The sequence below is a fragment of the Rheinheimera nanhaiensis E407-8 genome (assembly GCF_000296695.1).
GTDB lineage: Bacteria > Pseudomonadota > Gammaproteobacteria > Enterobacterales > Alteromonadaceae > Alishewanella > Alishewanella nanhaiensis.
Genome location: NZ_BAFK01000015.1, coordinates 21,293 through 44,931 on the forward strand (window position 1 = coordinate 21,293; position 23,639 = coordinate 44,931).

Annotated in this window: 24 protein-coding genes; 8 read left to right on the plus strand and 16 right to left on the minus strand. The window is 50.0% G+C overall.

Features of this window, described 5'->3' with window-relative positions:
- Positions 1-119 precede the first annotated feature (119 nt).
- Positions 120-368, plus strand: coding sequence for a sulfurtransferase TusA (gene tusA, locus RNAN_RS12510; protein ID WP_008222318.1), 249 nt, complete (start codon positions 120-122; stop codon positions 366-368).
- A 6-nt stretch (positions 369-374) separates the two neighbouring features.
- Here tusA and RNAN_RS12515 read toward each other — a convergent pair whose 3' ends face one another.
- Both RNAN_RS12515 and RNAN_RS12520 read right to left on the minus strand, forming a co-directional pair.
- The gene (locus RNAN_RS12515) at positions 375-680 is read right to left on the minus strand and encodes a helix-turn-helix domain-containing protein (RefSeq protein WP_008222321.1); all 306 of its coding nucleotides are present in this window, start codon (positions 678-680) and stop codon (positions 375-377) included.
- Positions 673-1,044, minus strand: coding sequence for a type II toxin-antitoxin system RelE/ParE family toxin (locus RNAN_RS12520; protein ID WP_008222323.1), 372 nt, complete (start codon positions 1,042-1,044; stop codon positions 673-675). The genes RNAN_RS12515 and RNAN_RS12520 overlap by 8 nt, the downstream gene beginning before the upstream one ends.
- A gap of 364 nt (positions 1,045-1,408) precedes the next feature.
- On the opposite strand from RNAN_RS12520, the gene RNAN_RS12525 reads away from it, so the two are divergent.
- Complete coding sequence (locus tag RNAN_RS12525; RefSeq protein ID WP_008222324.1) at positions 1,409-1,834, plus strand: hypothetical protein; 426 nt, start codon at positions 1,409-1,411, stop codon at positions 1,832-1,834.
- Positions 1,835-1,912: 78 nt separating this feature from the next.
- Here the strand turns inward: RNAN_RS12525 and RNAN_RS12530 are convergent, their stop codons facing one another.
- The 8 genes from RNAN_RS12530 to dnaA all read right to left on the minus strand — a co-directional run bounded on the left by RNAN_RS12530 (position 1,913) and on the right by dnaA (position 11,861).
- Positions 1,913-2,122 (minus strand): helix-turn-helix transcriptional regulator, encoded by a 210-nt coding sequence (locus RNAN_RS12530; RefSeq protein WP_008222325.1) that lies wholly within the window; start codon positions 2,120-2,122, stop codon positions 1,913-1,915.
- Positions 2,122-2,598 carry a hypothetical protein gene (locus RNAN_RS12535; protein WP_008222328.1) on the minus strand — a complete coding sequence of 159 codons (477 nt, stop codon included), beginning with the start codon at positions 2,596-2,598 and terminating at the stop codon, positions 2,122-2,124. Before RNAN_RS12535 ends, RNAN_RS12530 begins: the two co-directional genes overlap by 1 nt.
- Before the next feature lie 214 nt (positions 2,599-2,812).
- Positions 2,813-4,870: a glycine--tRNA ligase subunit beta gene (gene glyS / locus RNAN_RS12540; protein WP_008222330.1), complete on the minus strand. Its 2,058-nt coding sequence runs from the start codon at positions 4,868-4,870 to the stop codon at positions 2,813-2,815.
- Entirely contained in the window at positions 4,870-5,793 is a 924-nt protein-coding gene (gene glyQ, locus RNAN_RS12545) for a glycine--tRNA ligase subunit alpha (protein WP_008222331.1), read from the minus strand. Before glyQ ends, glyS begins: the two co-directional genes overlap by 1 nt.
- Before the next feature lie 61 nt (positions 5,794-5,854).
- On the minus strand, positions 5,855-8,272 hold the full coding sequence (gene gyrB / locus RNAN_RS12550; RefSeq protein WP_008222333.1) for a DNA topoisomerase (ATP-hydrolyzing) subunit B: 2,418 nt from the start codon (positions 8,270-8,272) through the stop codon (positions 5,855-5,857).
- Positions 8,256-9,374 (minus strand): DNA replication/repair protein RecF, encoded by a 1,119-nt coding sequence (recF, locus tag RNAN_RS12555; RefSeq protein ID WP_008222335.1) that lies wholly within the window; start codon positions 9,372-9,374, stop codon positions 8,256-8,258. Before recF ends, gyrB begins: the two co-directional genes overlap by 17 nt.
- 3 nt (positions 9,375-9,377) lie before the next feature.
- Positions 9,378-10,481: a DNA polymerase III subunit beta gene (gene dnaN / locus RNAN_RS12560; protein ID WP_008222337.1), complete on the minus strand. Its 1,104-nt coding sequence runs from the start codon at positions 10,479-10,481 to the stop codon at positions 9,378-9,380.
- Between the two features lie 12 nt (positions 10,482-10,493).
- Positions 10,494-11,861: a chromosomal replication initiator protein DnaA gene (gene dnaA, locus RNAN_RS12565; RefSeq protein WP_008222339.1), complete on the minus strand. Its 1,368-nt coding sequence runs from the start codon at positions 11,859-11,861 to the stop codon at positions 10,494-10,496.
- 440 nt (positions 11,862-12,301) lie between these two features.
- On the opposite strand from dnaA, the gene rpmH reads away from it, so the two are divergent.
- From rpmH to RNAN_RS12595, 6 genes are all read left to right on the plus strand, one after another.
- Positions 12,302-12,439 carry a 50S ribosomal protein L34 gene (gene rpmH, locus RNAN_RS12570; RefSeq protein ID WP_008222343.1) on the plus strand — a complete coding sequence of 46 codons (138 nt, stop codon included), beginning with the start codon at positions 12,302-12,304 and terminating at the stop codon, positions 12,437-12,439.
- A gap of 78 nt (positions 12,440-12,517) precedes the next feature.
- On the plus strand, positions 12,518-12,826 hold the full coding sequence (gene rnpA / locus RNAN_RS12575) for a ribonuclease P protein component (RefSeq protein WP_008222344.1): 309 nt from the start codon (positions 12,518-12,520) through the stop codon (positions 12,824-12,826).
- On the plus strand, positions 12,781-13,044 hold the full coding sequence (gene yidD / locus RNAN_RS12580) for a membrane protein insertion efficiency factor YidD (protein WP_008222345.1): 264 nt from the start codon (positions 12,781-12,783) through the stop codon (positions 13,042-13,044). The genes rnpA and yidD overlap by 46 nt, the downstream gene beginning before the upstream one ends.
- A 3-nt stretch (positions 13,045-13,047) precedes the next feature.
- Positions 13,048-14,685: a membrane protein insertase YidC gene (yidC, locus tag RNAN_RS12585; protein ID WP_008222346.1), complete on the plus strand. Its 1,638-nt coding sequence runs from the start codon at positions 13,048-13,050 to the stop codon at positions 14,683-14,685.
- Between the two features lie 180 nt (positions 14,686-14,865).
- Positions 14,866-16,242 carry a tRNA uridine-5-carboxymethylaminomethyl(34) synthesis GTPase MnmE gene (gene mnmE / locus RNAN_RS12590; RefSeq protein WP_008222347.1) on the plus strand — a complete coding sequence of 459 codons (1,377 nt, stop codon included), beginning with the start codon at positions 14,866-14,868 and terminating at the stop codon, positions 16,240-16,242.
- A gap of 202 nt (positions 16,243-16,444) precedes the next feature.
- Positions 16,445-17,659: a site-specific integrase gene (locus RNAN_RS12595; protein ID WP_008222348.1), complete on the plus strand. Its 1,215-nt coding sequence runs from the start codon at positions 16,445-16,447 to the stop codon at positions 17,657-17,659.
- Here the strand turns inward: RNAN_RS12595 and RNAN_RS12600 are convergent.
- The 6 genes from RNAN_RS12600 to RNAN_RS12620 form a co-directional block, all read right to left on the minus strand.
- The gene (locus RNAN_RS12600; protein ID WP_040552116.1) at positions 17,656-18,024 is read right to left on the minus strand and encodes a helix-turn-helix domain-containing protein; all 369 of its coding nucleotides are present in this window, start codon (positions 18,022-18,024) and stop codon (positions 17,656-17,658) included. The two genes, RNAN_RS12595 and RNAN_RS12600, sit on opposite strands and share 4 nt — an antisense overlap.
- A gap of 135 nt (positions 18,025-18,159) precedes the next feature.
- Positions 18,160-19,401 (minus strand): replication initiation protein, encoded by a 1,242-nt coding sequence (locus RNAN_RS12605; protein ID WP_008222350.1) that lies wholly within the window; start codon positions 19,399-19,401, stop codon positions 18,160-18,162.
- A gap of 219 nt (positions 19,402-19,620) precedes the next feature.
- The gene (locus tag RNAN_RS19545) at positions 19,621-19,839 is read right to left on the minus strand and encodes a helix-turn-helix transcriptional regulator (RefSeq protein ID WP_080341940.1); all 219 of its coding nucleotides are present in this window, start codon (positions 19,837-19,839) and stop codon (positions 19,621-19,623) included.
- A gap of 176 nt (positions 19,840-20,015) precedes the next feature.
- Positions 20,016-22,805, minus strand: a complete 2,790-nt coding sequence (gene traN, locus RNAN_RS12610; protein WP_008222351.1) for a conjugal transfer mating pair stabilization protein TraN — start codon at positions 22,803-22,805, stop codon at positions 20,016-20,018.
- Between the two features lie 86 nt (positions 22,806-22,891).
- The gene (locus tag RNAN_RS12615) at positions 22,892-23,434 is read right to left on the minus strand and encodes a FlhC family transcriptional regulator (protein ID WP_040552118.1); all 543 of its coding nucleotides are present in this window, start codon (positions 23,432-23,434) and stop codon (positions 22,892-22,894) included.
- A 2-nt stretch (positions 23,435-23,436) separates the two neighbouring features.
- Positions 23,437-23,625 (minus strand): hypothetical protein, encoded by a 189-nt coding sequence (locus tag RNAN_RS12620; RefSeq protein ID WP_040552119.1) that lies wholly within the window; start codon positions 23,623-23,625, stop codon positions 23,437-23,439.
- Positions 23,626-23,639: the final 14 nt, after the last annotated feature.

A 23,639-nucleotide genomic window follows, 5' to 3' on the forward strand; every position in this document is an offset into this window, starting at 1 on the left:
CGGCCATAAGCTGGCAGCAATAAACACAATCGCATAGAATAAGGGCCGTTTTTACGGCCCTTTTTATTCGCTTAAAATGGGGTCAGAGTACTGCGACCCCATTTTTTACCGGAGTAACGATGGAAGATATGTTTAGCAGCGCAGATCAAACCCTGGATGCCTTAGGCCTGCGCTGCCCCGAGCCGGTCATGATGGTGCGGCTGCAACTGCGTAAAATGCAGGTGGGTGAAACCTTACTGATTATCGCCGACGACCCGGCCACCACCCGCGATATCCCGGCATTCTGCCGCTTTATGGATCATGAGTTAGTCGGCAGTGATACGGCTGAACTGCCGTATAGGTATGTGGTGAAAAAAGTTAGCGGCTAACTTCTTTCAAGCCAGAATCTGTAAGCCATTTTTTGCTACCAGATTCAATAATTTCATTGATGGGCCGTTTGGCTTTTTCTTCCCTTGCTCCCACTTCTGCACTGTCGATGTGCTGGTATTCAAATAAGCCGCAAACACCCCCTGACTGGCTTTATTGCGGGTACGAATTTGTTTAATTTGTTCAGCGGTAAATTCTTCTACAACCGGCAGACATAAGGCTTCTATCTCACGCAAGGTGGTATCTTTCATTACCCCGGCGTTATAAAAATCCTGCGCCGTTTCCTGCACCATATCCAAAATTGATTTATTCATCTGCGTTTACCTCAAATAATGCGCCAGCTTCCAGCAGACTATTAATTTCAGTATCACTGTAATTCAGCAAATCACTAGCCAATATCTTCAAAGCTTTGAGTTCAGTAGCAGTTATATTGGCTTTAGTGTTTTTACTAAAGCCATAAACAAAGAACGCCTTGTCAGCAAACCGGTATGCTATCAAGGTTCTGCCGCCACTACTTTTGCCCTTAGTCGTTGCGACACGCTTTTTAAAAACACCGCCGCCTAAGTCTGCATCAATCAGCCCTTGTTCCATCTCCGCAATCGCCGCTAAAAGCGTTTTGCCTGTCAGCCCCTCTTTGCTTGCCCATTTTGCAAAAACTTTGTTTTTAAATACCCGCATTAGCAATCCTTGCTATGAACGCAAAAAGTATAACATTTAGTGCTATATTTTCAATCTGTGATATCTAAACATCAGGACTGCGGCTTTAAACTTATTGACGCACAAATACCCGGCAAGTTTTCTGCTGTCATGCCTGGCTACAGGAAGCCAGCAGATGAGCTGAGTTTGGCTCTTTCGGCATCATCAGTCTTACCTGGTCAATCCAATTGGCATGGCCGGGATTTAAGCAACACACCGTATGCGCTGCGGTTGCAAGCCAAACTAATCTACACCCTTTGTTACAATTGCCCGCTTAGCCTTAGTTGAAAGTGGCAAAAAGTGCTCATAACTTAGGTAAAAGTGATGCTGATAAGGATAAACATGCATGCTATGGCAGTTAATAAAAACGTCTAACACCGCCAAGGTGGTGTTGCTGGTTATCATTGCCGCTTTAGTCTGGTGGTTTAATTGGTATGCTGCCGTGGGCTTATTGGTGCTGCTGTTTGCAGATATCGCAGTGATGTTTGGCTTTACGCCCCGGCACAACGGCGATTACGTTTACAGCAAAGATATACTGTCGCTTTTTTCACTGCAGGGCGACAAACTGCGCGTGGGTATGGAACAAGGTGATATCAGCGCAATTGAACAGATAAAACTGTTTGAGCAAGATCAGTTTGGTTATATCGACTTTTCGCTCAATGCTGAGCTGCAGGTAAGGTATAAATTTCCGCTACAGCAGTATCAGCCATTGCTGCAGTGGTTACAGCAACAGATGCCAGAGACAAATATTACAGCTGGCTTTAACAGCTAATGCATACCAACTTTAGCACTTGGCGGACAGGGCGCAGAGTATCTGCCCCATCCGACCAGCCTGCCGCTGTTACCTACTTTAAGGTGTTTTGTTTAACGTAAAGATCTGCTCTACCGGTACATTAAAAAAACTGGCCAGTTTCAGCGCGATAACCACTGATGGCGTAAAACGGCCAGTTTCTACTGTGCTAATGGTTTTACGTGACACCCCTATAGCATCTGCCAACTCAGTTTGTGACAGCTGCCGGGCGCCGCGTAGCGCCGCTATAGTATTGCTCAGCTCGTCCATTAGCCATCCTCCCCGCCTCGTAACAGGTATAACACCGTGCCACTCCATAGCAGCGCGCCGATGATTAGTAACGCTAACGAGTAGTTAGCCATATTAAACCATTGTGAGAGGCCATCATCTCTAGCCACTATATCGCCCAGTAAAAAGCCGGCTACCAGCACTAACAACACTACATACAAGGTTAGGGTGTTCGCTTTGTGGTTGGTATCGCGGGCAAACTCATCACTGTATAAACCCAGCATTTCCCGCCAACCATGGGTAAAGATTTTGTATTTGCTGGTCCAACGAATAGAGTAAATAACAAAGCCTAATGCCGTTATAATGACCGCGCTTGACACCAGCCCCTGATAACTCAGCGCCAATGATTCCGCGATATTGTTGGTTAGTACTGCGGCGAACATGGCTGCCGCCCAAAGCGTGGTATAAGCGCCGTATTTAAGCGTTTTGATTTGTTGCTCTGCGTTCCATTTTTCCATTTTGCACCTCACATTGATACCCTAGGGTTTCAATATATAACCTTTAGGTATCATTATGCAACCCTAAGGTATCAAAGTTGTCGTAACAAAATATTACGGTTTCCCTACCTCTCAACACCACTCTGTACCGCCTATACCAAAATCAGCTGCTCCTCTACGCTGTTGTTACAAAAAAGCCAGCATCAAGCTGGCTTTTTCATTTTATTTCAAATAGTTACTGCAAAACGGAAATATCCGCCACTTGCAGGAACAACTCGCGCAGTTGCTTTAACAATGCCTGGCGGTTGGCCCTTACAGCGGCGTCATCGGCATTTACCATCACCTTGTCAAAGAAGGTATCGATCACCTCACGCATGGCTGCTAAGTGCGCCAGGCCCTCGGCGTAGCTGTGCTGGCCCGCTTGATAGGCCTGCTCCGCTACTATGGCTTTATGCAGTGCCTGCTCGGCGTCTTCCTGTAACAGTGCAGCATTAACCGTAGTGGCAATAGCGCCCTCTACTTTGGCCAGAATATTGGCTACCCGCTTATTCGCTGCAGCCAGTGCAGCCGCAGCTTCCAGTTTACGGAACTCTGCCACCGCTTTTACCCGGCGGTCAAAATCGCTGGGGTTAGTTGGCCGGCGCGCTAACACCGCCTGAATAACATCGACGCTATAGCCTTCGCTTTCATACCAAGCGCGGAAACGGCCCAACATAAATTCCAGCACGTCTTCGGCAACGTTGCTGTTGGTCAGCTTAGTACCAAAGCTTTGCTGGCTAAAGGCAATGATATCAACCAGATCCAGTGGCAATTGCTTGTCGACCATAATCCGTAGCGCACCTATCGCCGCGCGGCGCAGTGCGAACGGGTCTTTATCGCCTTTCGGTGCCTGGCCAATGCCAAAGATCCCGACCAGCGTATCCAGCTTATCGGCAATCGCTACCGCTGCGCCTTCTAACCGGCTGGGCAGCTGATCACCGGCAAAGCGCGGCATATATTGCTCGTTCAGCGCTAACGCGACCGCTTCATTTTCGCCATCGAGGCGGGCATAGTGCATCCCCATAATGCCCTGCACTTCCGGGAACTCGCCCACCATATTGGTCATCAGGTCGGTTTTCGATAACAAACCTGCACGTTCTGCCGCGGCGACATCGGCACCGATTTTCGCTGCGACAAAACCTGCTACTTTGCTAATGCGCTCAGACTTTTCCGCCAGCGTGCCCAGTTGCTGCTGGAATAACACGGTTTTCAGGCTATCTAGCCTGTCGGCCAGTTTTTGCTTGCGATCGGTATTAAAGAAGAACTGGGCGTCGGATAAACGCGGCCGCACCACTTTTTCGTTACCGCTGATAATCTGCTGCGGATCTTTGCTGGCGATGTTGGCAACAAAGATAAACTTATTCTGCAGCTTGCCGTGGCTATCCAGTAGCGGGAAGTACTTCTGGTTATCTTTCATGGTAGAAATTAACGGCTCTGCCGGCACCTGCAGGAAGCTTTCTTCAAAGCTACCCACCAGCACTACCGGCCACTCCACCAGGGCGGTGACTTCTTCCAGTAAAGCATCGTCCATCAGCGCTTTACCCTGCAACGCTAAAGCCGTTTTCTCTACTTCTGCTGCAATAAAGGCTTTACGCTCGGCAAAGTCGGCGACGACAAAGGCACTACGCATACTGGCCAGGTATTCATCGGCATGGTTAATGGTGACTTTTTCCGGCGCATGAAAACGATGGCCATGGGTGAAATTAGCACTGCTACGGCCCAAAATAGTGGCGGGCACCACGTCACGGCCAAACAACATAATAATAGTGTGTACCGGGCGGATAAACTCGGCGGTCGAGTTACCCCAGCGCATTGGCTTGGCAATCGGCAATTTCGCCAATGCCTGCTGTACCACCTCGGGCAATAAGCTCACTGTTGCTGCACCGGCTACTTTGGCTTTATGCAGTAACCAGGCACCTTTATCGGTTTGCAGCTGTTCCGCCTGTTCAACCGTAATACCACAACCCGCCGCCCAACCTTGCGCTGCTTTGGTCGGTTTGCCGTCGGCATCAAAGGCTGACGCTAAGGCAGGGCCGCGCTTTTCTACCACTTTATCCGCTTGTTGCGCTGCCAGAGCGTTAATACGCACGGCTAAGCGGCGCGGTGCGGCGTACCAGTGCACATCGCTGTGGCTAAGTTCCAGTTTGGCCAGCTCGGCCTGCAGGTTATCCGCGAAGGCGGTAGCTAAGGTTTTCAGCGCCTTAGGTGGCAGCTCTTCAGTACCAATTTCAACAAAAAAATCTTGCGCGCTCATTAGGCCTCCTGCTTCGCACTGTTGGTATTTTTGCACAGCGGGAAACCCAGTTTTTCACGCGCGGCATAGTAAGCTTCAGCACAGGCTTTGGCCAGGGTACGTACCCGCAGAATATAGCGCTGCCGCTCGGTCACCGAAATAGCATGACGCGCATCCAGCAGGTTAAACGCATGCGAGGCCTTCATCACTTTTTCATAGGCTGGCAAAGCTAACCCCTGCTCAATGAGGTACTGGCTTTCTTTTTCGCACTGGTCAAAGTAAGCAAACAGTGCTGCTACATCGGCATGCTCAAAGTTATAAGTGCTCTGCTCTACTTCGTTCTGATGAAACACATCGCCGTAAGTGACCCGGCCTAAAGGGCCGTCAGTCCAGACCAGATCGTAAATGGAGTCGACGCCCTGAATATACATGGCCAGCCGCTCTAAACCGTAAGTGATCTCACCGGTAACCGGGCGGCATTCTAAACCACCCACTTGCTGGAAGTAGGTAAATTGGGTCACTTCCATGCCGTTTAGCCACACTTCCCAGCCCAGGCCCCAGGCGCCCAGCGTCGGCGATTCCCAGTTGTCTTCGACAAAGCGGATATCGTGTACCAGGGTATCGATCCCCAGCTCACGCAATGAGCCTAAGTACAGCTCCTGAATATTGTCTGGTGATGGTTTTAAGATCACCTGAAACTGGTAGTAATGCTGCAGGCGGTTTGGGTTTTCGCCATAGCGGCCATCGGTGGGCCGGCGGCATGGCTGCACATAGGCCACATTAGTCGGCTCAGGGCCCAAGGAGCGTAAAAAGGTCATCGGGTGGAAAGTACCGGCGCCTACCTCTAAATCCAGCGGCTGCACTATTACGCAGCCCTGACGCGCCCAGTAATCCTGCAGGGCTAAAATCAGGCCCTGAAAGGTTTTAATATCGTATTTATGCATGCGCTGTTAACTCGCTAAAATGACACAGGGGCCGCAGCCCCTTGGTAATTAATGGTGTTGGTTACACATCCAGGTTAGCCACGTAGAGCGCGTTCTCTTCAATAAAGGCACGTCTTGGCTCTACATGGTCACCCATCAGGGTGGCAAACAGCTGGTCAGCGCCAATCGCATCTTCAATGGTTACCTGCAACATGCGGCGGCTTTGCGGATCCATAGTGGTTTCCCACAGCTGCTCCGGGTTCATCTCGCCCAGCCCTTTATAGCGCTGAATGTACAGGCCACGTTTGGACTCGCTCATTAGCCAGTCTAAGGCTTCCAGGAAGGTTTCTACCGGTTTTACCTTTTCGCCGCGGCGGACAAAACCACCCTCTTCAATCAAATCACGGATTTCGTCGCCCAGCGCCGCTATGCTCAGATAATCACGCGAGGTAACAAAGTCATGGTGCAGCAGGTACTCGTTATCAATACCGTGCTGACGGATAATCACTTTGGGCAGGAACAGCTGGCGCTCGCGGTCTTCATGTACCGCATAGCTATAGCTGGAGCCGTCACCTTCTTTGTTGATCAGCCTCTGGGTTAAGCCATTGGTCCACTTTTCGGCGTATTCAGCCGACTTGGCTTGTGATACATCAAAGCCAGGCACGTAAATCAGCTCGTTTAATAAGTTAAACGGGATCTTACGGGTTAACCGCTCTATGGTGGCATCAACCTTATGGTATTGGCGTACCAGCTTCTCCAACGCTTCACCGCTGATACCCGGTGCATCGGCATTGACGTGCAATGACGCCTCGTCCAGCGCGAGCGTGGTCAGGTACTCCGTCAGCGCCGCTTCGTCTTTAATGTATTGCTCTTGCTTGCCCTTTTTCACTTTATACAGGGGCGGCTGAGCGATATAAATATAACCGCGCTCAATCAGCTCCGGCATCTGACGATAGAAGAAGGTTAATAACAGCGTACGGATGTGCGAACCGTCGACGTCAGCATCCGTCATCAGAATAATGCTGTGGTAACGGGTTTTATCCGGGTTGTACTCTTCGCGGCCGATACCACAACCCAGTGCGGTGATAAGCGTACCGACTTCCTGCGATGACAGCATTTTGTCAAAGCGGGCTTTTTCCACGTTAAGAATTTTACCCTTCAGTGGCAGTATCGCCTGGTTTTTGCGGTTACGACCCTGTTTAGCCGAGCCACCCGCAGAGTCACCCTCTACTATGTACAGTTCTGATAACGCCGGGTCTTTTTCCTGACAGTCGGCCAGTTTACCCGGCAAGCCGGCGATATCCAGCGCGCCTTTACGCCGCGTCATCTCACGCGCTTTACGCGCCGCATCACGGGCACGGGCAGCATCAACAATTTTGGTCACGATGATTTTGGCATCGTTCGGGTTTTCCAGCAGGTATTCGTTTAGCTTTTCTGCCATGGCGCTTTCTACTGCTGAACGCACTTCGCTGGAAACCAGTTTATCTTTGGTTTGTGAGCTGAACTTAGGGTCCGGCACTTTTACACTGATTACTGCTGTTAAACCTTCACGCGCGTCATCGCCAGAGGCTTGCACCTTCATCTTCTTGGCGTAGCCTTCCTGTTCGATATAGCTGTTCAATACCCGTGTAAGGGCACCGCGGAAGCCGGCTAAGTGCGTACCGCCGTCACGCTGTGGAATGTTGTTAGTAAAACAAAACACGTTTTCCTGATAACTGTCGTTCCACTGCATCGCCACTTCGACTGCAATGCCGTCATCACGCTGCTCAGTAAAATAGAACGCCTTTGGGTGTACGCTGGTTTTGGTGCGGTTTAAATACTGCACAAAAGCCTCAATGCCGCCCTCGTATTTAAAGTGGTCTTTTTTATCGCTACGCTCGTCAGTCAGGATAATACTCACGCCCGAGTTTAAGAACGACAGTTCGCGCAGGCGCTTGGCCAGAATGTCGAAGTGGAAGTTGATATCGCTGAAAATGGTTGGGCTGGGCCAAAAACGGATAGCAGTACCTTTATCCTCGGTCTCGCCGATCATGGCCAGCGGTGCCTGCGGCACACCCAAATGATAAATTTGCTGGTGTACTTTACCGCCGCGGCGGATAGTCAATTCCAGTTTGTCGGACAACGCATTCACGACGGAGACACCCACACCGTGCAAACCGCCCGACACCTTATAAGAGTTGTCGTCAAATTTACCGCCAGCGTGTAACACCGTCATAATAACTTCAGCGGCTGACACACCCTCTTCATGCATTTCCGTTGGAATACCGCGGCCATTGTCACGTACCGACACTGAGCCGTCGCTATGAATGGTTACCCAGATATCAGAACAATGGCCAGCTAAGGTTTCATCGATAGAGTTATCCACCACCTCAAACACCATATGGTGCAAGCCGGTGCCATCATCGGTATCGCCAATGTACATACCGGGTCTTTTGCGAACTGCATCCAGTCCTTTTAATACTTTTATGCTGGAAGAATCGTAGTTATGTTGTTCGGCCATCGTTATCTGTCCGTGCTGTTAGCTGTCCGTGTTCCACGTGAAACATTGCCTGCTGTTCACTGGCAATAAAGGGTGTCACTTGTTCAGCGTTAATTGCAGTAATAAAAACCTGTGAGTTTATATCGCGTAAATAGCTAAAAATCTGCCGGGTGGACGCTTGGTCTAACTCCGACGCTAAATCGTCAATCAGCAACAGTGGTTGTTTTTGCCCACTGTCGCGAATAACGTTGTTTTGCGCAATTTTAAGCGCAAATAATAACACTTTTAACTGACCACGGGATAACACTTCTTCGGCGCTAACCTGGTCTTTTTTTATCTTCAAATCGGCTTTTTGTGGGCCATATTGGCTAAAGCCCATCCGGCTGTCCTGGGCAAAACTTTGCTGTAACAGCTGCAGTAATTGCTCGGGGGTATTCAGCTTATCTGGCCAGCCTTGCTGCAGCTGAAAGCTTAACTGCTGCAGCAAGGTATCCGCAGCAGTCAGCTCGGCAAACGCTTGCTGTAGCTGGGTTACATAAGCCTGGCGTAGCTGCTGTAACTCAAACGCCAGCGCTACAAACTGCTCGTCCCAATACTGAAACTGGTTGTCGTAATGCCGGCTGGTTTTCAACAGAGCATTGCGCTGCTTTAGCACTTTATTAAACCTTAACCAGCAGCCAAAAAAGTTTGGTTCCACGTGGAACAAACCCATATCAAAAAACTGCCGCCGCTCTTTCGGCCCGCCAAAAAACAACCGAAAGCTGTCGGGCGTAATCAGCTGCACCGGCAACAAAGCGGCAAACTCGGCCAAACGGTTAACATTAGCGCCGTTAAGCCTAAGCACTAACTCGCCCTGCTTATCGCGCTGTAAACCCAAACTATGGGTTTGTTGCTGCGCACCAAGCTTAGCATGCAGGGTAAAGGCGTCGGTGTCATGCTGCACCAGGCGCTGCGGCCTGTTAGTACGAAACGACCGACCATGCGCCAGATAGTAAATGGCTTCCAGTAAACTGGTCTTGCCGCTGCCATTACTGCCAACGATAAGGTTAAATTGCGGGTGCGCGTTAAACGACACTGCCGTCAGATTGCGAAACTGACTGGCATGCAACGACAGCAGTGACATAGCTTACAAGCGCATTGGCATAACAACGTAACTGGCGCCGCTGTTACCGACGCCTTCCACTAAAGCACTGGAATTGGCGTCATTTAAATGCAGCTGCACCAGATCGGTGGTCAGGGTATTTAGCACGTCCAGCAAGTAGCCAACGTTAAAACCAATTTCTAGCCCGTCACCCTGATACTCTACTTCGATGATCTCTTCGGCCTGTTCGTGCTCAGGGTTGTTCGCTACTATTTGCAGCTCGTGACTGGCCAGGGTAAAGCGCACGCCACGGTATTTTTCGTTCGACAAAATAGAGGCGCGGGTGCAAGCGTCTTTTAACATACTGCGATGGGCGGTAACTAATTTAGTGCTGTTGCGTGGCAGTACCCGGCGATAATCGGGAAAACGACCATCTATCAGCTTGCTGCTAAAGACAAAATTACTGTCCGTCAGGCGAATATGGTTCTGGCCTAAACTGAGCGTCACCAGCTGTTCGTCACTGGCCAACAGCCGCATAATTTCCAGCACGCCTTTACGTGGAATAATAATTTGCTTTTGCTGCGCTGTCAGGCCCGGCAACTCCAGGTTACTCAGTGCAAGACGATGGCCATCAGTGGCGACAGCTTTTACACTGCCATTGTCTACTTCAAACAACAAACCATTTAGGTAGTAGCGCACATCCTGGTTCGCCATCGAAAAGGCGGTATCGTCCAGCAGTTTACGTAGTTGCGCCCGGCTTAGCTGAATATCCACCTCGCCCTGCCAGCTTTCCAGGTTAGGGTACTCAGCCGCGCTGAGTGTCGATAAGGTAAACTTGGTTTTGCCACTGCTTAAAATACAATTATCACCCTGCAGCTGCACGCGGATATCAGACGCCTCCGGCAGGCTACGGCAAATGTCCAGCAGCTTTTTGGCCGGCACGGTAACACGGCCGGGGCTTTGCACTGTTAAGCCCTCAGTGGTGGCTACCAGCTCGACTTCCAAATCCGTACCGGTCAGCGATAAACTGGCATCACTAACTTCTACCAGCACATTAGATAAAATTGGCAGCGTGTGACGGCGCTCAATAGCACCAGACACCATTTGCAGTGGTTTAAGTAAGGCGTCTCTGTTAATGGTAAATTGCATGAGCCAGTCCCTTTACGATGACAAGGTGCGGATTAAATTCTGAAAATCTTCTTTTATTTCGTGTGTTTCTTCTTTTAGCGACTCAATTTTACGGCAGGCATGTAGCACCGTTGTATGGTCGCGCCCGCCAAAGGCATCGCCAATTTCCGGTAAGCTGTGGTTGGTCAGCTCTTTTGATAACGCCATCGCCATTTGCCGTGGCCGTGCCACTGAACGCGAGCGCCGCTTCGACAGCAAATCGGCCACCCGGATTTTGTAATACTCCGCTACCGTTTTTTGAATATTCTCAATGGTGACCAGCTTATCTTGCAGTGCCAGCAAATCGCGCAGCGCTTCACGGACAAAATCTATGGTAATGGGCCGGCCGGTAAAATTAGCGTTGGCAATAACCCGGTTTAGTGCCCCCTCTAATTCACGCACGTTAGAGCGCAGCCGCTTGGCAATAAAAAACGCCACTTCTTCCGGCAGGCGGATCTGGTTCTCATGGGCTTTGCGCATCAGGATCGCCACCCGGGTTTCCAGCTCTGGCGGCTCGATAGCGATAGTCAGGCCCCAGCCAAAGCGCGATTTTAACCTGTCTTCCACGCCGTCGATTTCTTTCGGATAACGGTCGCTGGTTAGGATGATCTGCTGATTGCCTTCGAGCAAGGCATTAAAGGTATGGAAAAACTCTTCCTGCGAGCGCTCTTTATTGGCGAAAAACTGAATATCATCGATTAGCAACGCATCGACCGAGCGATAATAACGCTTAAACTCTTCTATCGCATTGTTTTGTAACGCTTTTACCATATCCTGCACAAAGCGTTCCGAATGCATGTAAATTACTTTGGCATCTGGCTTCTTGGCTAAAATACCGTTACCCACCGCGTGTAATAAGTGGGTTTTACCCAAACCGGTGCCGCCGTAAATAAATAGCGGGTTGTACGCTGTACCGGGGTTATCGGCCACTTGCGACGCAGCGGCCCGCGCTAACTGGTTTGATTTACCCTCAACAAAGTTAGTAAAGGTGTAATTGGCGCGCACATTGCTGGTAACGATGGTTTTCGGCGCCGGCTCAGGGCTGTCTTTGGCGACAGTTTCCACCGGCGTGACCGCCAGCGGCGCAGGGGCTTTTACGCTACTGCGGCTATTGCTTTGGCTGGAGCCGACATCAAACTTAAGCCGCGGCGCATCGTCGCCACAGTAATCGTGGATCAACTCCAGGATCCGGCTGAGGTATTTTTCGCGTACCCAATCCAGTACGAAACGGTTAGGCGCGTATAAGGTAAGCCCAGTGTCAGAACTGTCAGCTTGCAGTGGGCGGATCCACATACTGAAATGCTGTGCCGGTAACTCGGCTTGCAGCGCTTGCAGGCAATTTTGCCAAACGGACTGATACACCCTCTCTCCAGAAGCCTTGGTTATTATGATGAATAAGGCTGGCGTAAGTTAACGAAGCGCACATTATGGTACTATCTTATCCACAACATCAATATTGACTTTTATAAAAATAAGCCACCGTTAAAAAAAATTAGCTATCAAACTGTTTTATATCAATAAAATTATCTTATACCTTTTCATAATACCGCAGCTTTTTATGGTAATTATCGGATCTAACTGCTGAACAACTCACACTTTATTCACTTAGCCGATAGCCACCTGTGGAAAACTTTTGTTATCGCCAGGATCAGTAATGATCAGGCTGCAATAAAACGCAGGATCAGATTGACTTTAGGCCACAGACTACTTAAAATTCGCGCTCATTTTTGTCAGCTGCGTTTTGGTATATTTGCTAAAACACAGAAACCTTTAGTAAATATTTCTACCGGACGGATGAAATTATGAGTAAAAGAACTTTTCAACCAAGCGTATTAAAACGCAAGCGTAACCACGGTTTCCGTGCTCGTATGGCCACTAAAAATGGTCGTCAGGTATTAGCGCGTCGCCGTGCTAAAGGCCGTAAGCGTTTAACTGCCTAATCAGCGGTTAGCCGCTGAGTGGTCAGCCTGAAATTCGGCAGGGAGTTACGACTGTTAACTCCCAGTCAGTTCGACAATGTGTTCCAAAACCCGTTTCGGGTGTCTTCCCCGCTGTTTACTATCCTGGTTAAAGCCAATCAACTGCCGCATCCCCGATTAGGCCTTACTATCGCTAAAAAACGTGTTAAATTAGCCGTGCACCGCAACCGTATTAAACGTTGTGTGCGTGACAATTTTCGTTTGCATCAACATGAGTTGCCTGGCGTCGATTTGGTACTGATGGTGAAGGGTGACATTAGCAATACCGCTAATGATGAGTTACATAGGCAACTGGAAAAGTTATGGCGCAAAATCGCTCGCCAATACACCGCGCAGCAATCAGCTTAGTGTTACTGCTGCTTAAAGGCTACCAGAAACTGATTAGCCCGCTGTTTGGCCCCAGCTGCCGTTTTCAGCCGACCTGCTCCCATTATGCTATTACCGCCGTTGAGCGTTTTGGTGTGCTCAAAGGCAGTTGGTTAGCAGCGAAACGTTTATTAAAATGTCACCCCTTACATGCAGGCGGTGATGATCCTGTTCCTGAAAAGCACAATGAGAAAAGCTAAGCCATGGAATCACAACGTAGTTTATTAGTTATTGGTCTGGCACTGGTCAGTTTTTTACTCTGGCAGCAGTGGAATATTGCTAATGCGCCGCAGCCGGTGACACCGGTAGCCGAGGTTAGCCCAAACAGCGCTACCAGCTCTGCTGATTTACAGCTGACGACTGCTGACACCGAGCAGCCGGCAGCCACAGTAACCGCCAGTGCCCGCACGATCGAAGTCAGCACTGACGTGTTTAACCTGAGCATCGACAGCCGTGGTGGTGACATTGTTGCGCTAACCCTGCCCGACTTCGAACTGGAAAAAGGTAAAGCCGAACCTTACCCGTTGATGCGTCGCTTACCCGGCTTTGAGTATGTGGCACAAAGTGGCCTGATTGGCCGTGATGGCCCGGACGACAGCCGTAATCCACGGCCGGTTTATAGCGCAGCGCACACCAGCTACCGTATGGCCGAAGGTGCAACGGAGCTGGTGGTGCCATTAACCTTTAACCACAATGGCTTACAGGTAGAAAAGCGCTTTATTTTTACCGCCGGCCAATATGATGTCCGGGTAGAATATTTACTGCATAACCAAAGCACTGAAGTGAAAACCGTACAGCCGTATCAGCACCTGGTGCAAAGCATTGATAACGGCGAAAGTACCAGCATGATGATGCCGATCTACCGCGGCGCCGCCTTTGGTACCAGCTCAGAGCGCTACAACAAATATGCGTTTGACGACATGCAGGAGAAAAACCTGCTCGAAGCTACGACCGGCGGCTGGGTTGCCATGCTGGAGCACTATTTCGTATCGGCCTGGGTACCGGATCAGCAAGCTGATAACCAACTGTATAGCCTGGTACGCAATGGCCAGGGCGTAATTGGCGCCAAAGGCCCGGCAGTGAATATCGAGCCAGGCGCCACGGTAACACTGGGTAGCACCTTTTACGCCGGCCCGAAAACGCAGGACAACCTGGCCAAATTAGCCAACGGCCTGGATTTAACGGTGGATTACGGCTTTCTGTGGTTTATCTCGCAACCGCTGTTCTGGTTACTGACGCTTATCCAAAGCGTGGTAGTGAACTGGGGTGTGGCCATTATTATTATTACGCTGATTGTTAAAGGCTTAATGTACCCGCTAACCAAGGTGCAGTACGAGTCGATGGCCAAGATGCGTAACTTAAAGCCGAAAATTGACGAGCTGCAGGCCCGTTACAAAGACGACCGGCAGAAGATGGGCCCGGCCATGATGGAGCTGTATCGCAAAGAGAAAGTAAACCCTATGGGTGGCTGCTTACCGATGCTGATCCAGATGCCGATTTTCCTGGCACTGTACTGGGTATTTGTCGAAAGCGTTGAGCTGCGCCACGCGCCCTTTATGCTGTGGATCACCGACTTGTCGGCGCAAGACCCCTACTATGTACTGCCGGTGCTGTTTGGTGCCAGTATGTACCTGATGCAAAAGCTGACGCCCATGCAGGTGACCGACCCAATGCAGCAGAAGATCATGATGTGGATGCCGGTGGCGTTCTCTGTGTTCTTCCTCTGGTTCCCAAGTGGTCTGGTATTGTACTGGTTTGTGAGTAACCTGATCTCTCTGGCGCAGATGTTATACATCTACAAAGGTATGGAAAAGAAAGGCTTACATACGAAAAAGGCGTAACACGGCGCCACAAGCAAGGGCAAGGTGTCATCATGCAGCAGCGACAAGGATGTCGCGGAGATTGAGACAGTACAGGGATGTGCTGTCGAAAGCGGCGAAATGATGATTTCCTTGCCCGCGCCGTTAAACCTTAAGCCTGTCGCATTATGCTGACAGGCTTTTTCCATTAAGAGGCAACGCATGTTTACTACCGACACCATCGCCGCACTCGCTACCGCCCCCGGCCGCGCCGGTGTGGGTATTATCCGTATTTCAGGCCCGCACACCAAAGCGGTGGCACAAGCCATACTGCACCGCATTCCCAAGCCACGCTATGCCGAGTATCTGCCGTTTTTTGACAGCAGCAAACAGGTGCTGGATCAGGGCATAGCGCTGTATTTCCCCGGCCCCAATTCCTTTACCGGCGAAGATGTGTTAGAGCTACAAGGTCACGGCGGCCCGGTGCTGTTGGATATGCTATTAAAACAGGTATTAGCCCTGCCCAATGTACGCATTGCCCGCCCCGGTGAATTTTCCGAGCGTGCGTTTTTAAATGACAAACTGGATTTGGCCCAGGCCGAAGCCATTGCCGACTTAATTGATGCTTCAAGCGAACAGGCGGCACGCAGCGCTATGCAATCCTTGCAGGGTGAGTTCTCCCGCCATATCCACGAGCTGGTAGAAAAAGTGATTCACCTGCGCATGTATGTTGAAGCGGCAATTGACTTTCCGGATGAAGAAATCGACTTTTTATCTGACGGCAAAGTTGCTGCCGATTTAGCCGAGATCATCGACTATCTGGCGCATGTGAAAAAGCAGGCCACCCAGGGCAGTATTTTGCGCGAAGGTATGAAAGTAGTGATTGCCGGCCGGCCTAACGCCGGTAAATCCAGCTTACTAAATGCCTTAGCTGGTCGTGAAGCCGCTATTGTTACCGACATTGCCGGTACCACCCGTGATGTGCTGCGTGAACATATTCATATCGATGGCATGCCGCTGCATATTATTGACACTGCCGGCCTGCGCGAGGCTACCGATCAGGTCGAGCAGATTGGTATAGCGCGCGCCTGGCAAGAAATTGAACAGGCTGACCGGGTGCTGTTTATGGTGGATGGCACTACCACCGATGCGACCGATCCGCACGATATCTGGCCCGACTTTATTGACCGCTTGCCCGAAGGCTTAGGCGTTACCGTGATCCGCAATAAAGCCGATTTAACCGGCGAGCTGCGCTCTGCACAGCCAACAGCGGATACCGCCGCCAAAGCGCCGGTGTATCGCATTTCGGCCAAAACCGGCGCCGGTATTGATGCGCTGCGCGAGCACTTAAAGCAATGTATTGGCTTTGACAGCAGTGTCGAGGGCAGCTTCCTCGCCCGCCGCCGCCATTTAGATGCACTGGATCGCGCCGCCGAGCATTTAGCCATCGGCCAGGAGCAACTGCACAGCTATATCGCCGGCGAAATCCTGGCAGAAGAGCTGCGCTTAACCCAGCAGCACTTAAATGAAATTACCGGCGAGTTTAGCTCAGACGATTTACTCGGCAGGATTTTTAGCTCGTTTTGTATCGGGAAGTGAAGTAGCTCATCAATCAGAGAAACGTGGTAAAACCTTTCAAAACACATCAAAATAAGTAATTGTTTTTAATGGTTATTATTCATTTTTTGTTGCGAAACGGTTTTACTGCATTTCACATGCTTTTGCTCCGCTTTGCTAAAAATTGATCCCTATTTACTCCCAGGTTAGAATTTTGGAGTAATGGGAGCAAAAAGGAGCGGAGATGAAGGTATCAGTAAACAAGCGTAATCCTAACTCGAAAGGGCTTCAGCAACTTAGACTGGTGTACTACTACGGTGTTGTTGAAGGGGAAGATGGCAAAAAAAGACCAAAGCGCGACTACGAGCCATTAGAGCTCTATGTCTATCAGAGCCCAAAAACTCAAGCAGAACGCCAGCATAATAAAGAGATGTTGCGTCAGGCCGAGGCTGCGCGGTCAGCCAGACTGGTTGAATCTCACGCCAACAAGTTCCAACTTGAAGACCGGGTAAAGCTTGCTTCGAGCTTTTACGAGTACTACGACAGATTAACTTCCACCAAGGAGTCAGGAAGCACCTCAAACTATTCAATTTGGGTTTCAGCGGGCAAACATCTTCGAAGCTACCATGGGAGAGCGGAACTTACTTTTGAGGAAATTGATAAAAAATTCTTGGAAGGGTTTAGGAAATATCTTCTGGAAGAACCTCTAACGAAATCTAAATCCAAACTTGCCAAAAACACTGCCTCTAGTTATTTCAACAAAGTCAGAGCCGCCCTGAATGAAGCATACCGAGAAGGCATCATCAGAGATAACCCTGTCCAGCGGGTAAAAAGTGTCAAGGCGGAAAATACGAAACGAACCTATCTCACTCTGGATGAAGTTCGGGCAATGACAAAGGCAGAGTGTCGCTATGATGTTTTGAAGCGGGCGTTTCTTTTTAGCTGCACGACAGGCTTGAGATGGAGCGACATCAATAAGCTTACTTGGAGTGAAATAGAGGAATTCGAACCCGGTCATTATCGAATTATATTTGACCAGCAAAAACTCAAGAACGGAGGCAATTCTCTTGTATATCTGGATTTGCCAGATTCAGCGGTTACGCTTCTAAACATTCAAAATAGGAAAGGGCCTGATGATCGAGTCTTTGTTGGCCTAAAGTACAATAGCTATATGAATGTGGCTCTATTGCAATGGGCTATGAGAGCAGGCATAACCAAACACGTTACTTTTCATGCTGGTAGGCATACCTTTGCTGTAGCCCAACTTAACCGTGGTGTTGATATTTATTCTCTCTCTCGGCTTCTTGGACACTCAGAGCTAAGAACAACTGAAATTTATGCAGATATTCTCGAAAGCCGCAGAGTAACAGCAATGAGGAGCTTTCCCGATATCTTTGAAGAACAAGCAAAAGAATTTGGATCTTGTTGCCCTCACTGTGGTCAGCAAGCAACCCCTTAGGATGCTCTGCGGCCACGACGAGAGCCTGTAATATAGGCTGCAACATCTTGATGAATTTCATCTTGGGACTTCACTCTGTTCGTTTCAAGCCACGCCTGAAGGTCTGATCGTTTAATTAGAACTCTATTCCCTCCCGGTTTAGTAAACGATACTCGTTTTTCATGAGTCAAACGGTAGATGTAGGAACGTTTGGCTCCAATGTAAGCCGCCGCCTCATCAACAGTCAGATACTCTTTATCAGACGGTGGTAAGCTCGACTTATTGCCGTCACTCCCAGCATTCTCAACAACTTGAGCTAGCAACATTTTTATCTCTGCCATCTCATTCCTCAAGTTTTGTAACAGTTCGCTTTCTTGTGCTGTCATCGCATACCTACTTCATTGGCAACCCTCTCAATGACTGCAATTTTATGGGTGCCCGTTGAGAAACCTCCGCTCTGAAAGTGCCCTTTTTGGACAACTCGGCTTACTTTCTGGAACTTTCACATGTGAAAGTTTTGCTTATTCTTTTAAAGGCCAATCAACGGGCCTGGTTGAGAGGTCTTCGGAATGAACATCCCTAGTTTTGGCGTCATCTGACTTCAAATCACCACCGAGGAGGGACGATTCTTGTTGGCCCCTGCGGGGGGCAGGTATCTGATGTACACCATGCTTAACAGCTTTGGGGGCCATAACAACCTCATCTAAGCTGATGACATTCGTTGAGCTTTCGGAGACTTCGTTGCAGATATGGCGATACTTGGCCACCGTTTGTCTGGATAGCTTGGCGAGCTTTGCTATGGCTGTTTGAGTAAGCTTCAAGCCCTGTTGCAATAACTGCCTGCAAGCAGCCCGTATCCGTGATTCCGTGGACTTCTGGCGAACCTCATGAGTACGCTTGGCCGACAATCTCTGACGTTCTCGCAGCGGTAGGGAGCTATCAAGTCGCATCATCCCCCGATGGCATCGACTGGAGCCGGTATAGCGGTCCCACGTCCATCTGGCGACGCTTTTGACCGTGGCTTTGACCTGTGCTGCTGTTAGATTCATGTCAAAGCCACGAAGCCTGAAATTGTTCTTATTAAAGGCGTAGGCTTCCAGCAGCCGGTTAAAGGAACCAAAGTTCCCCTGCTCACGTTCACGGTTGACGATTGAATAAGCGTAGAAACGCAGCTCCTCGAACAACAGGCAATGCCGTGAGTGCGCCACGGCATCAAGGTTGGGGCCAGAGCTCCACAAGGGCTTAACAGCCAAATCAACGTAATCGGCCAGTTCGCCCAGATCATAGATTGAATGGTGGATCTCCCAGGTATTCCACCACGGATGCCCCGGTGTTTTTGCGACCGGACCGCTGTAGGACGGATCAGCGCACAACCGGGCCGCCATAGCCTCGTATACGGCTTTCATGAAGGCGATAGGCTTGGAGCGGGCGTTTTCGGTTGTGCAAACAGGGGGAATGGCGTAATAAAGGTGCGGGTGACCATTCTTGCGGTTACTGACGATGATATTGGGAGCGGGGAGTCCTTCGTCCTCCCAGATTAACGGGTTGGAGTGATCGAGGTCGAAGACCAACCAGGAAACCATGCCTGGACGATTGACCTGCATATAGGGATAACGGATGGCATACTCGCGGGGCCTGATCCTGGCAGCCGTTTTATTGTCACTGCATCGCGGTAAGTATGGTGCTTCCGATAAAATCCGGTGGAGTGCCGTACCTTGTTGAAAATACCGACCGGAATCGGCAGTGGAAACTGCTACTTTCAATGTACCCTTCCCTTCGCTTGATTCTGAGCGGCCACGGGAAGTCGAAAGTCACCTTGAACTGGAATTCCCAGTGAGCAAGGTTGCAGATAGCTAACTTATGGCGTACATTATTTATACGCATTGGCTTCCCAAGCCATGTGCTGAATGCTTTGCGGAGCGCCAACTCATCAGCATTCAACAACCGCTTACCAGACCCGGCCCAGTGCCGGGTTTGTTGTTTTAATGCTGGTTCTTCTGTATCCAGTCCCGAACTTCTGTGGCTCTGTAACGAACTTGGCGAGACACTCTTACCGGGCGAGGAAAGTCGCCTTTTTTTGAAAGGCGATTGAGGGTGACATGAGAAATCTGGAGCAAGTCAGTTACTTCTCGGATAGTAAGAAGCCGTAACTCTGCGTTGGTATGGTCTAAACCAATATTGATATTTTGTGAGCTGTTCATTCGAAATCCCCATCTTCTTGGATATTGCTAATACGATGGGGATATTCTTAATCTGTTAGGGCTTAAAGCAGAGCGCTCAAGTTGCCCTTTTGGGGTGTAAAAGTAAGAAAACTTGCCTTATCTTTCTGCCCGGAACTTTCACATGTGAAAGTTCTAGGCCCCTCCGACACAGCAAACTACTGCTTACCATCCCAGTCTGGAAAGATCTCGGACGCCAAGTCGCGCCGTGCCTTATCGACGTCGATGCCGTTCAAGCGTTCCAGTGTTCTCTCCTTGGTATTCTTACGACTACCGTCAATGTTGAAGTCGCTACCGTTGCCGGTAAGGCTGTCGAGGTTTAGCGAACTCGGGTCCGGAAACTTGCCGTTCTGTTGCAGGATGCCAAGCCACTCATCTAGGTTCACCTTGCTCCAGTCGATCTCTGCTATTTTGTCCAACGGGATGCCACCACACTGAGGGTTCTTCGGATCACCAAAGGACTGACCCAGTTGAGGCCGAACTTGCTCTTGGATGATACGAGACAAGGGCGAGTTGAAGCAGCAGTATGCCTCTCGCTTCTCGACACAAGCACCAAGAACTTTCGACTTGCAGTACGAGCCGACATAGGAGCAGTTCTTGAGAGCCCTCTTGGCGTTCATGGTGAACTCATCTTCCTCGCATTTGTAAACCATCTGGATCATGACCATCGCCACGACATAGACCGTATATATTGTCATCGCTGTGCTCAGCCAAGTGGCAGCGCTTTCCATCATTCCTTCCTGAGCCATCTTACCAGCGCCTCCGGCAGCCGCCTCCTGAGTGGCAGCATCCTGCCCAAGTCCTTTCATGATGTCCGCCATGACCTCTTTAACCTGCTCGGTCAGTTGGTCCATCAATTCATCAATAACCTGCTCTACCGGTTGATAGAAGGAATCAACTGCGCCGGAGATATTCTCGATATAGCTGGTGAAAGGTTTGGTTATTTCGGTCCAGCCTTGTAAGACGGGCTCACGCAGGATCTGGTAAGCGCCTTTGATTGAATTACCGTTCTGGAGTCCCATCACTGCACCGTCCAGCTTTGGTACTGCCATGATCAGGTTAAGGTAGTCGGCTAGCGAAATGTTAGATGGCTTCTCGCAGCAATCAGATACACCTCCTACAGCTATTTTGCATTCACCAGCCTCCCCTGCGAATGCTGAACATACGACGTTCTCATCACCAGTTGGATTCTTGTCCCCATCTTGTCCAGTACAGCTCATATCCTGGGTCATAAACTGAGCCGCATTGAGAAGAGCTGTGGCACGGGCAAAGTCAGTGCTTTGGGTCTTTGACACATCGAGACAATCATCCCCCATGCAGCGGATAGGCCCTCCACACTGGTACTCGGTCTCCTTTTCAAGCGTTGGCACAGCCACATCGGAGCCGCAATCGTAGGTATCTTCATGCACATAGCAGGTACCGGATGCGCCCTCGGCCCCATCCACGCACTTAGAGCTGATAAAACCGCACTGCGGGTTATTCTCGAATTCAGTACAGCTATTGAGATTACCGCCCGAGTTGACCGGGCAATGAGTTTCCCCCTGGGGATCGGTCCAGCAGTCCATTTGCCCTTTGTAGAAGTCGTAGTCAGCTTTGACCCGCACCTTTTTGCAGAGCTTTGGAATGCCTGGCAGGGGTGACGGCTTGAGTTGTGATTCACAAACCTTGATGCCATTGATAACAGTGCAGCCAGTAGTATCGGTCGGGTTATCAATGCAGGTAATTTCCCCTTGAGCAAATCCGTCGGCTACGCCCTTGGCCGAATCCATACAGCTCTGCGGAGACCATTCATCCTTGGTAATGGCTTTGGATGGGTCATAACGGAGCTTAATGCGGCCATAGCCTTCACCTTCCCCGGTTACTGAAACCCGGATCTTGAATGTAACGACATCACCATTTTTCACATTCTTGAAATAGGGTGTGACATCAACATTTGGGTTCCGCTCCCAGCTCGTGGAAAGCTCACATTTACCAGCAGTTTCAGGAGGGAAGTTTCCATTCGGGCCAGACCACACCTTAGCCTCTTGGCCGGATTTACCGACCCAAACCTGCATATAGTCGTCCCACTTCACATATTCAAGCGTCGCGGAAACGATGGCGTCCGGGTTGCTTACCTGGACACGAGTGTATTCCTCATAGATTTTGCAGTTACCTGCCCAATAGTCATCCCCGACTTTACCAATCCAGAGCTCTGTACATCCTTTGCCACAAGACTTGAGGTTGTATGGACCGTCATAGTGCTTCACTACAGAGGCATCGTAATCATGAACCACTTCGCAATCAGCGCTTTGGTCAACAACGCGCTGGCATCGCTCATACTCAGGAACATGAGTATTGATAGCGTTCTGGCTGATGGTTGTTTCGGCAGAGCAATCTCCAAACCCATCAGCAATGAGGTCCATGTCCTCGTAGGTCTTTTTGCTCAAGTTCAGTATCGGGTCCTTACTGAAATCTGGACGTGAGCGGTTAGCTGCATCGAGGAGTACTTTGTAGGCAGCGCCTGAGATGGATGGATCGGCGCTATTCGCGTCGGACCAAAGAGCCCCCTTGGCGCTGTTGCCCACGTCGTCCATATCGTCGCCGGAATCATAAATACCCTGGAGCATGTCAACATCGGGTTTGTTGGCATCCGGGAAATAGTAGCTATCGGGTTGACCGTCACCACCGCTGGTACCGGGAAACAGGTCATTCACATTGATCTGGCTTCCACCATTCATCTGGAATTGACCGTCTTTCAGCGTCGGCATCGAGATCGTGCCGTTTTGGACCGAACCCGAGTTGGCTCTGAACGAATTGGCTAGGTCCTGCCCAAAGGTCTGAGCTTCTTTCCCAACAGAGGAAATATCCGGATTCTGACCGTCGGTGGCGTATGTATGGATCGGCAGCATCGACATTGTGACCGTCAGCAGCAAGGCCACTATTCTCATGAAGAGTGTTTGGTTTCTCATAGCATAGCTCTCAATAAAATCTTGAGAGCTATGCTATTCGGCTGAAGTAATAAACCTCCTACGCCAAACTGCCCAATTGCGGAAAATCACGCGGCTTTACTCTTATCGGCGACGCAAAAAGGACACTCGACGCAGGTCCTTTGGTTGACCGAGGTAAAGTACGTGCATTCACAATTATCGCACTGCTCAAGCATTGCATCACCACATCTGAGCTCAGATGCCAAACACCAGGCATCAGTGATATCGAAAGGAGCCCATCGAGCTCCTTTCATACCAGGAACTTCCTTGCGAATAGCGTGATACATACGAAATGCCTTGTTCAAGGCTTTGATATCAATCGATCTGATTACGTCCTCACCACCAATATTGCGGTAAAGCTGCATCAGCAGTGACGCCTGAATCTTGGAGGTGTGACTGTGAATAAGCGTGGCCCCGCCACGGAAGGTACGTGATCTGCGCTCCAGCTCGTATCCGTCGTTTTCGATGTCCTGATATAACCTGCGTACCTGTTTGTACGTCAGTCCCGTCTCGATCATGATGATTTTGGTGATGTAGCCAGCCAAGGCCATGTGGCGTGCAGCTATCCATCGGCCTAGCCACCCTGATTTATAATCCGTGCTTTTCTCCATTGTCAGGCTTCCTTGCTATTGGCGAACAAATTTCGGTATTGCATCCACAACGCTGCAATCACTATTGGAAGAGCTGCCGCGTAAAGCCAATCGCTTCGCTCCACCCCGTCAAGCGTAATCAGCGACGCGATAGACAAGGAAAAGAGGGCGGCAACGAACCAGACCAGTTTGTTTTTCTTGGTGTTCTTCATCACATATCTCCTAC

What these genes read in the sequence shown, in the direction of transcription:
- gyrB (WP_008222333.1), bottom strand. Translation starts at nt 8,272, where the DNA reads ATGGCCGAACAACATAACTACGATTCTTCCAGCATAAAAGTATTAAAA.
- RNAN_RS12530 (WP_008222325.1), bottom strand. Translation starts at nt 2,122, where the DNA reads ATGGACGAGCTGAGCAATACTATAGCGGCGCTACGCGGCGCCCGGCAG.
- RNAN_RS12515 (WP_008222321.1), bottom strand. Translation starts at nt 680, where the DNA reads ATGAATAAATCAATTTTGGATATGGTGCAGGAAACGGCGCAGGATTTT.
- RNAN_RS12525 (WP_008222324.1), top strand. Translation starts at nt 1,409, where the DNA reads ATGCTATGGCAGTTAATAAAAACGTCTAACACCGCCAAGGTGGTGTTG.
- RNAN_RS12595 (WP_008222348.1), top strand. Translation starts at nt 16,445, where the DNA reads ATGAAGGTATCAGTAAACAAGCGTAATCCTAACTCGAAAGGGCTTCAG.
- RNAN_RS12535 (WP_008222328.1), bottom strand. Translation starts at nt 2,598, where the DNA reads ATGGAAAAATGGAACGCAGAGCAACAAATCAAAACGCTTAAATACGGC.
- recF (WP_008222335.1), bottom strand. Translation starts at nt 9,374, where the DNA reads ATGTCACTGCTGTCGTTGCATGCCAGTCAGTTTCGCAATCTGACGGCA.
- glyQ (WP_008222331.1), bottom strand. Translation starts at nt 5,793, where the DNA reads ATGCATAAATACGATATTAAAACCTTTCAGGGCCTGATTTTAGCCCTG.
- RNAN_RS12600 (WP_040552116.1), bottom strand. Translation starts at nt 18,024, where the DNA reads ATGACAGCACAAGAAAGCGAACTGTTACAAAACTTGAGGAATGAGATG.
- dnaN (WP_008222337.1), bottom strand. Translation starts at nt 10,481, where the DNA reads ATGCAATTTACCATTAACAGAGACGCCTTACTTAAACCACTGCAAATG.
- RNAN_RS12620 (WP_040552119.1), bottom strand. Translation starts at nt 23,625, where the DNA reads ATGAAGAACACCAAGAAAAACAAACTGGTCTGGTTCGTTGCCGCCCTC.
- tusA (WP_008222318.1), top strand. Translation starts at nt 120, where the DNA reads ATGGAAGATATGTTTAGCAGCGCAGATCAAACCCTGGATGCCTTAGGC.
- yidC (WP_008222346.1), top strand. Translation starts at nt 13,048, where the DNA reads ATGGAATCACAACGTAGTTTATTAGTTATTGGTCTGGCACTGGTCAGT.
- mnmE (WP_008222347.1), top strand. Translation starts at nt 14,866, where the DNA reads ATGTTTACTACCGACACCATCGCCGCACTCGCTACCGCCCCCGGCCGC.
- yidD (WP_008222345.1), top strand. Translation starts at nt 12,781, where the DNA reads ATGGCGCAAAATCGCTCGCCAATACACCGCGCAGCAATCAGCTTAGTG.
- traN (WP_008222351.1), bottom strand. Translation starts at nt 22,805, where the DNA reads ATGAGAAACCAAACACTCTTCATGAGAATAGTGGCCTTGCTGCTGACG.
- RNAN_RS12520 (WP_008222323.1), bottom strand. Translation starts at nt 1,044, where the DNA reads ATGCGGGTATTTAAAAACAAAGTTTTTGCAAAATGGGCAAGCAAAGAG.
- RNAN_RS12615 (WP_040552118.1), bottom strand. Translation starts at nt 23,434, where the DNA reads ATGGAGAAAAGCACGGATTATAAATCAGGGTGGCTAGGCCGATGGATA.
- RNAN_RS19545 (WP_080341940.1), bottom strand. Translation starts at nt 19,839, where the DNA reads ATGAACAGCTCACAAAATATCAATATTGGTTTAGACCATACCAACGCA.
- rpmH (WP_008222343.1), top strand. Translation starts at nt 12,302, where the DNA reads ATGAGTAAAAGAACTTTTCAACCAAGCGTATTAAAACGCAAGCGTAAC.
- glyS (WP_008222330.1), bottom strand. Translation starts at nt 4,870, where the DNA reads ATGAGCGCGCAAGATTTTTTTGTTGAAATTGGTACTGAAGAGCTGCCA.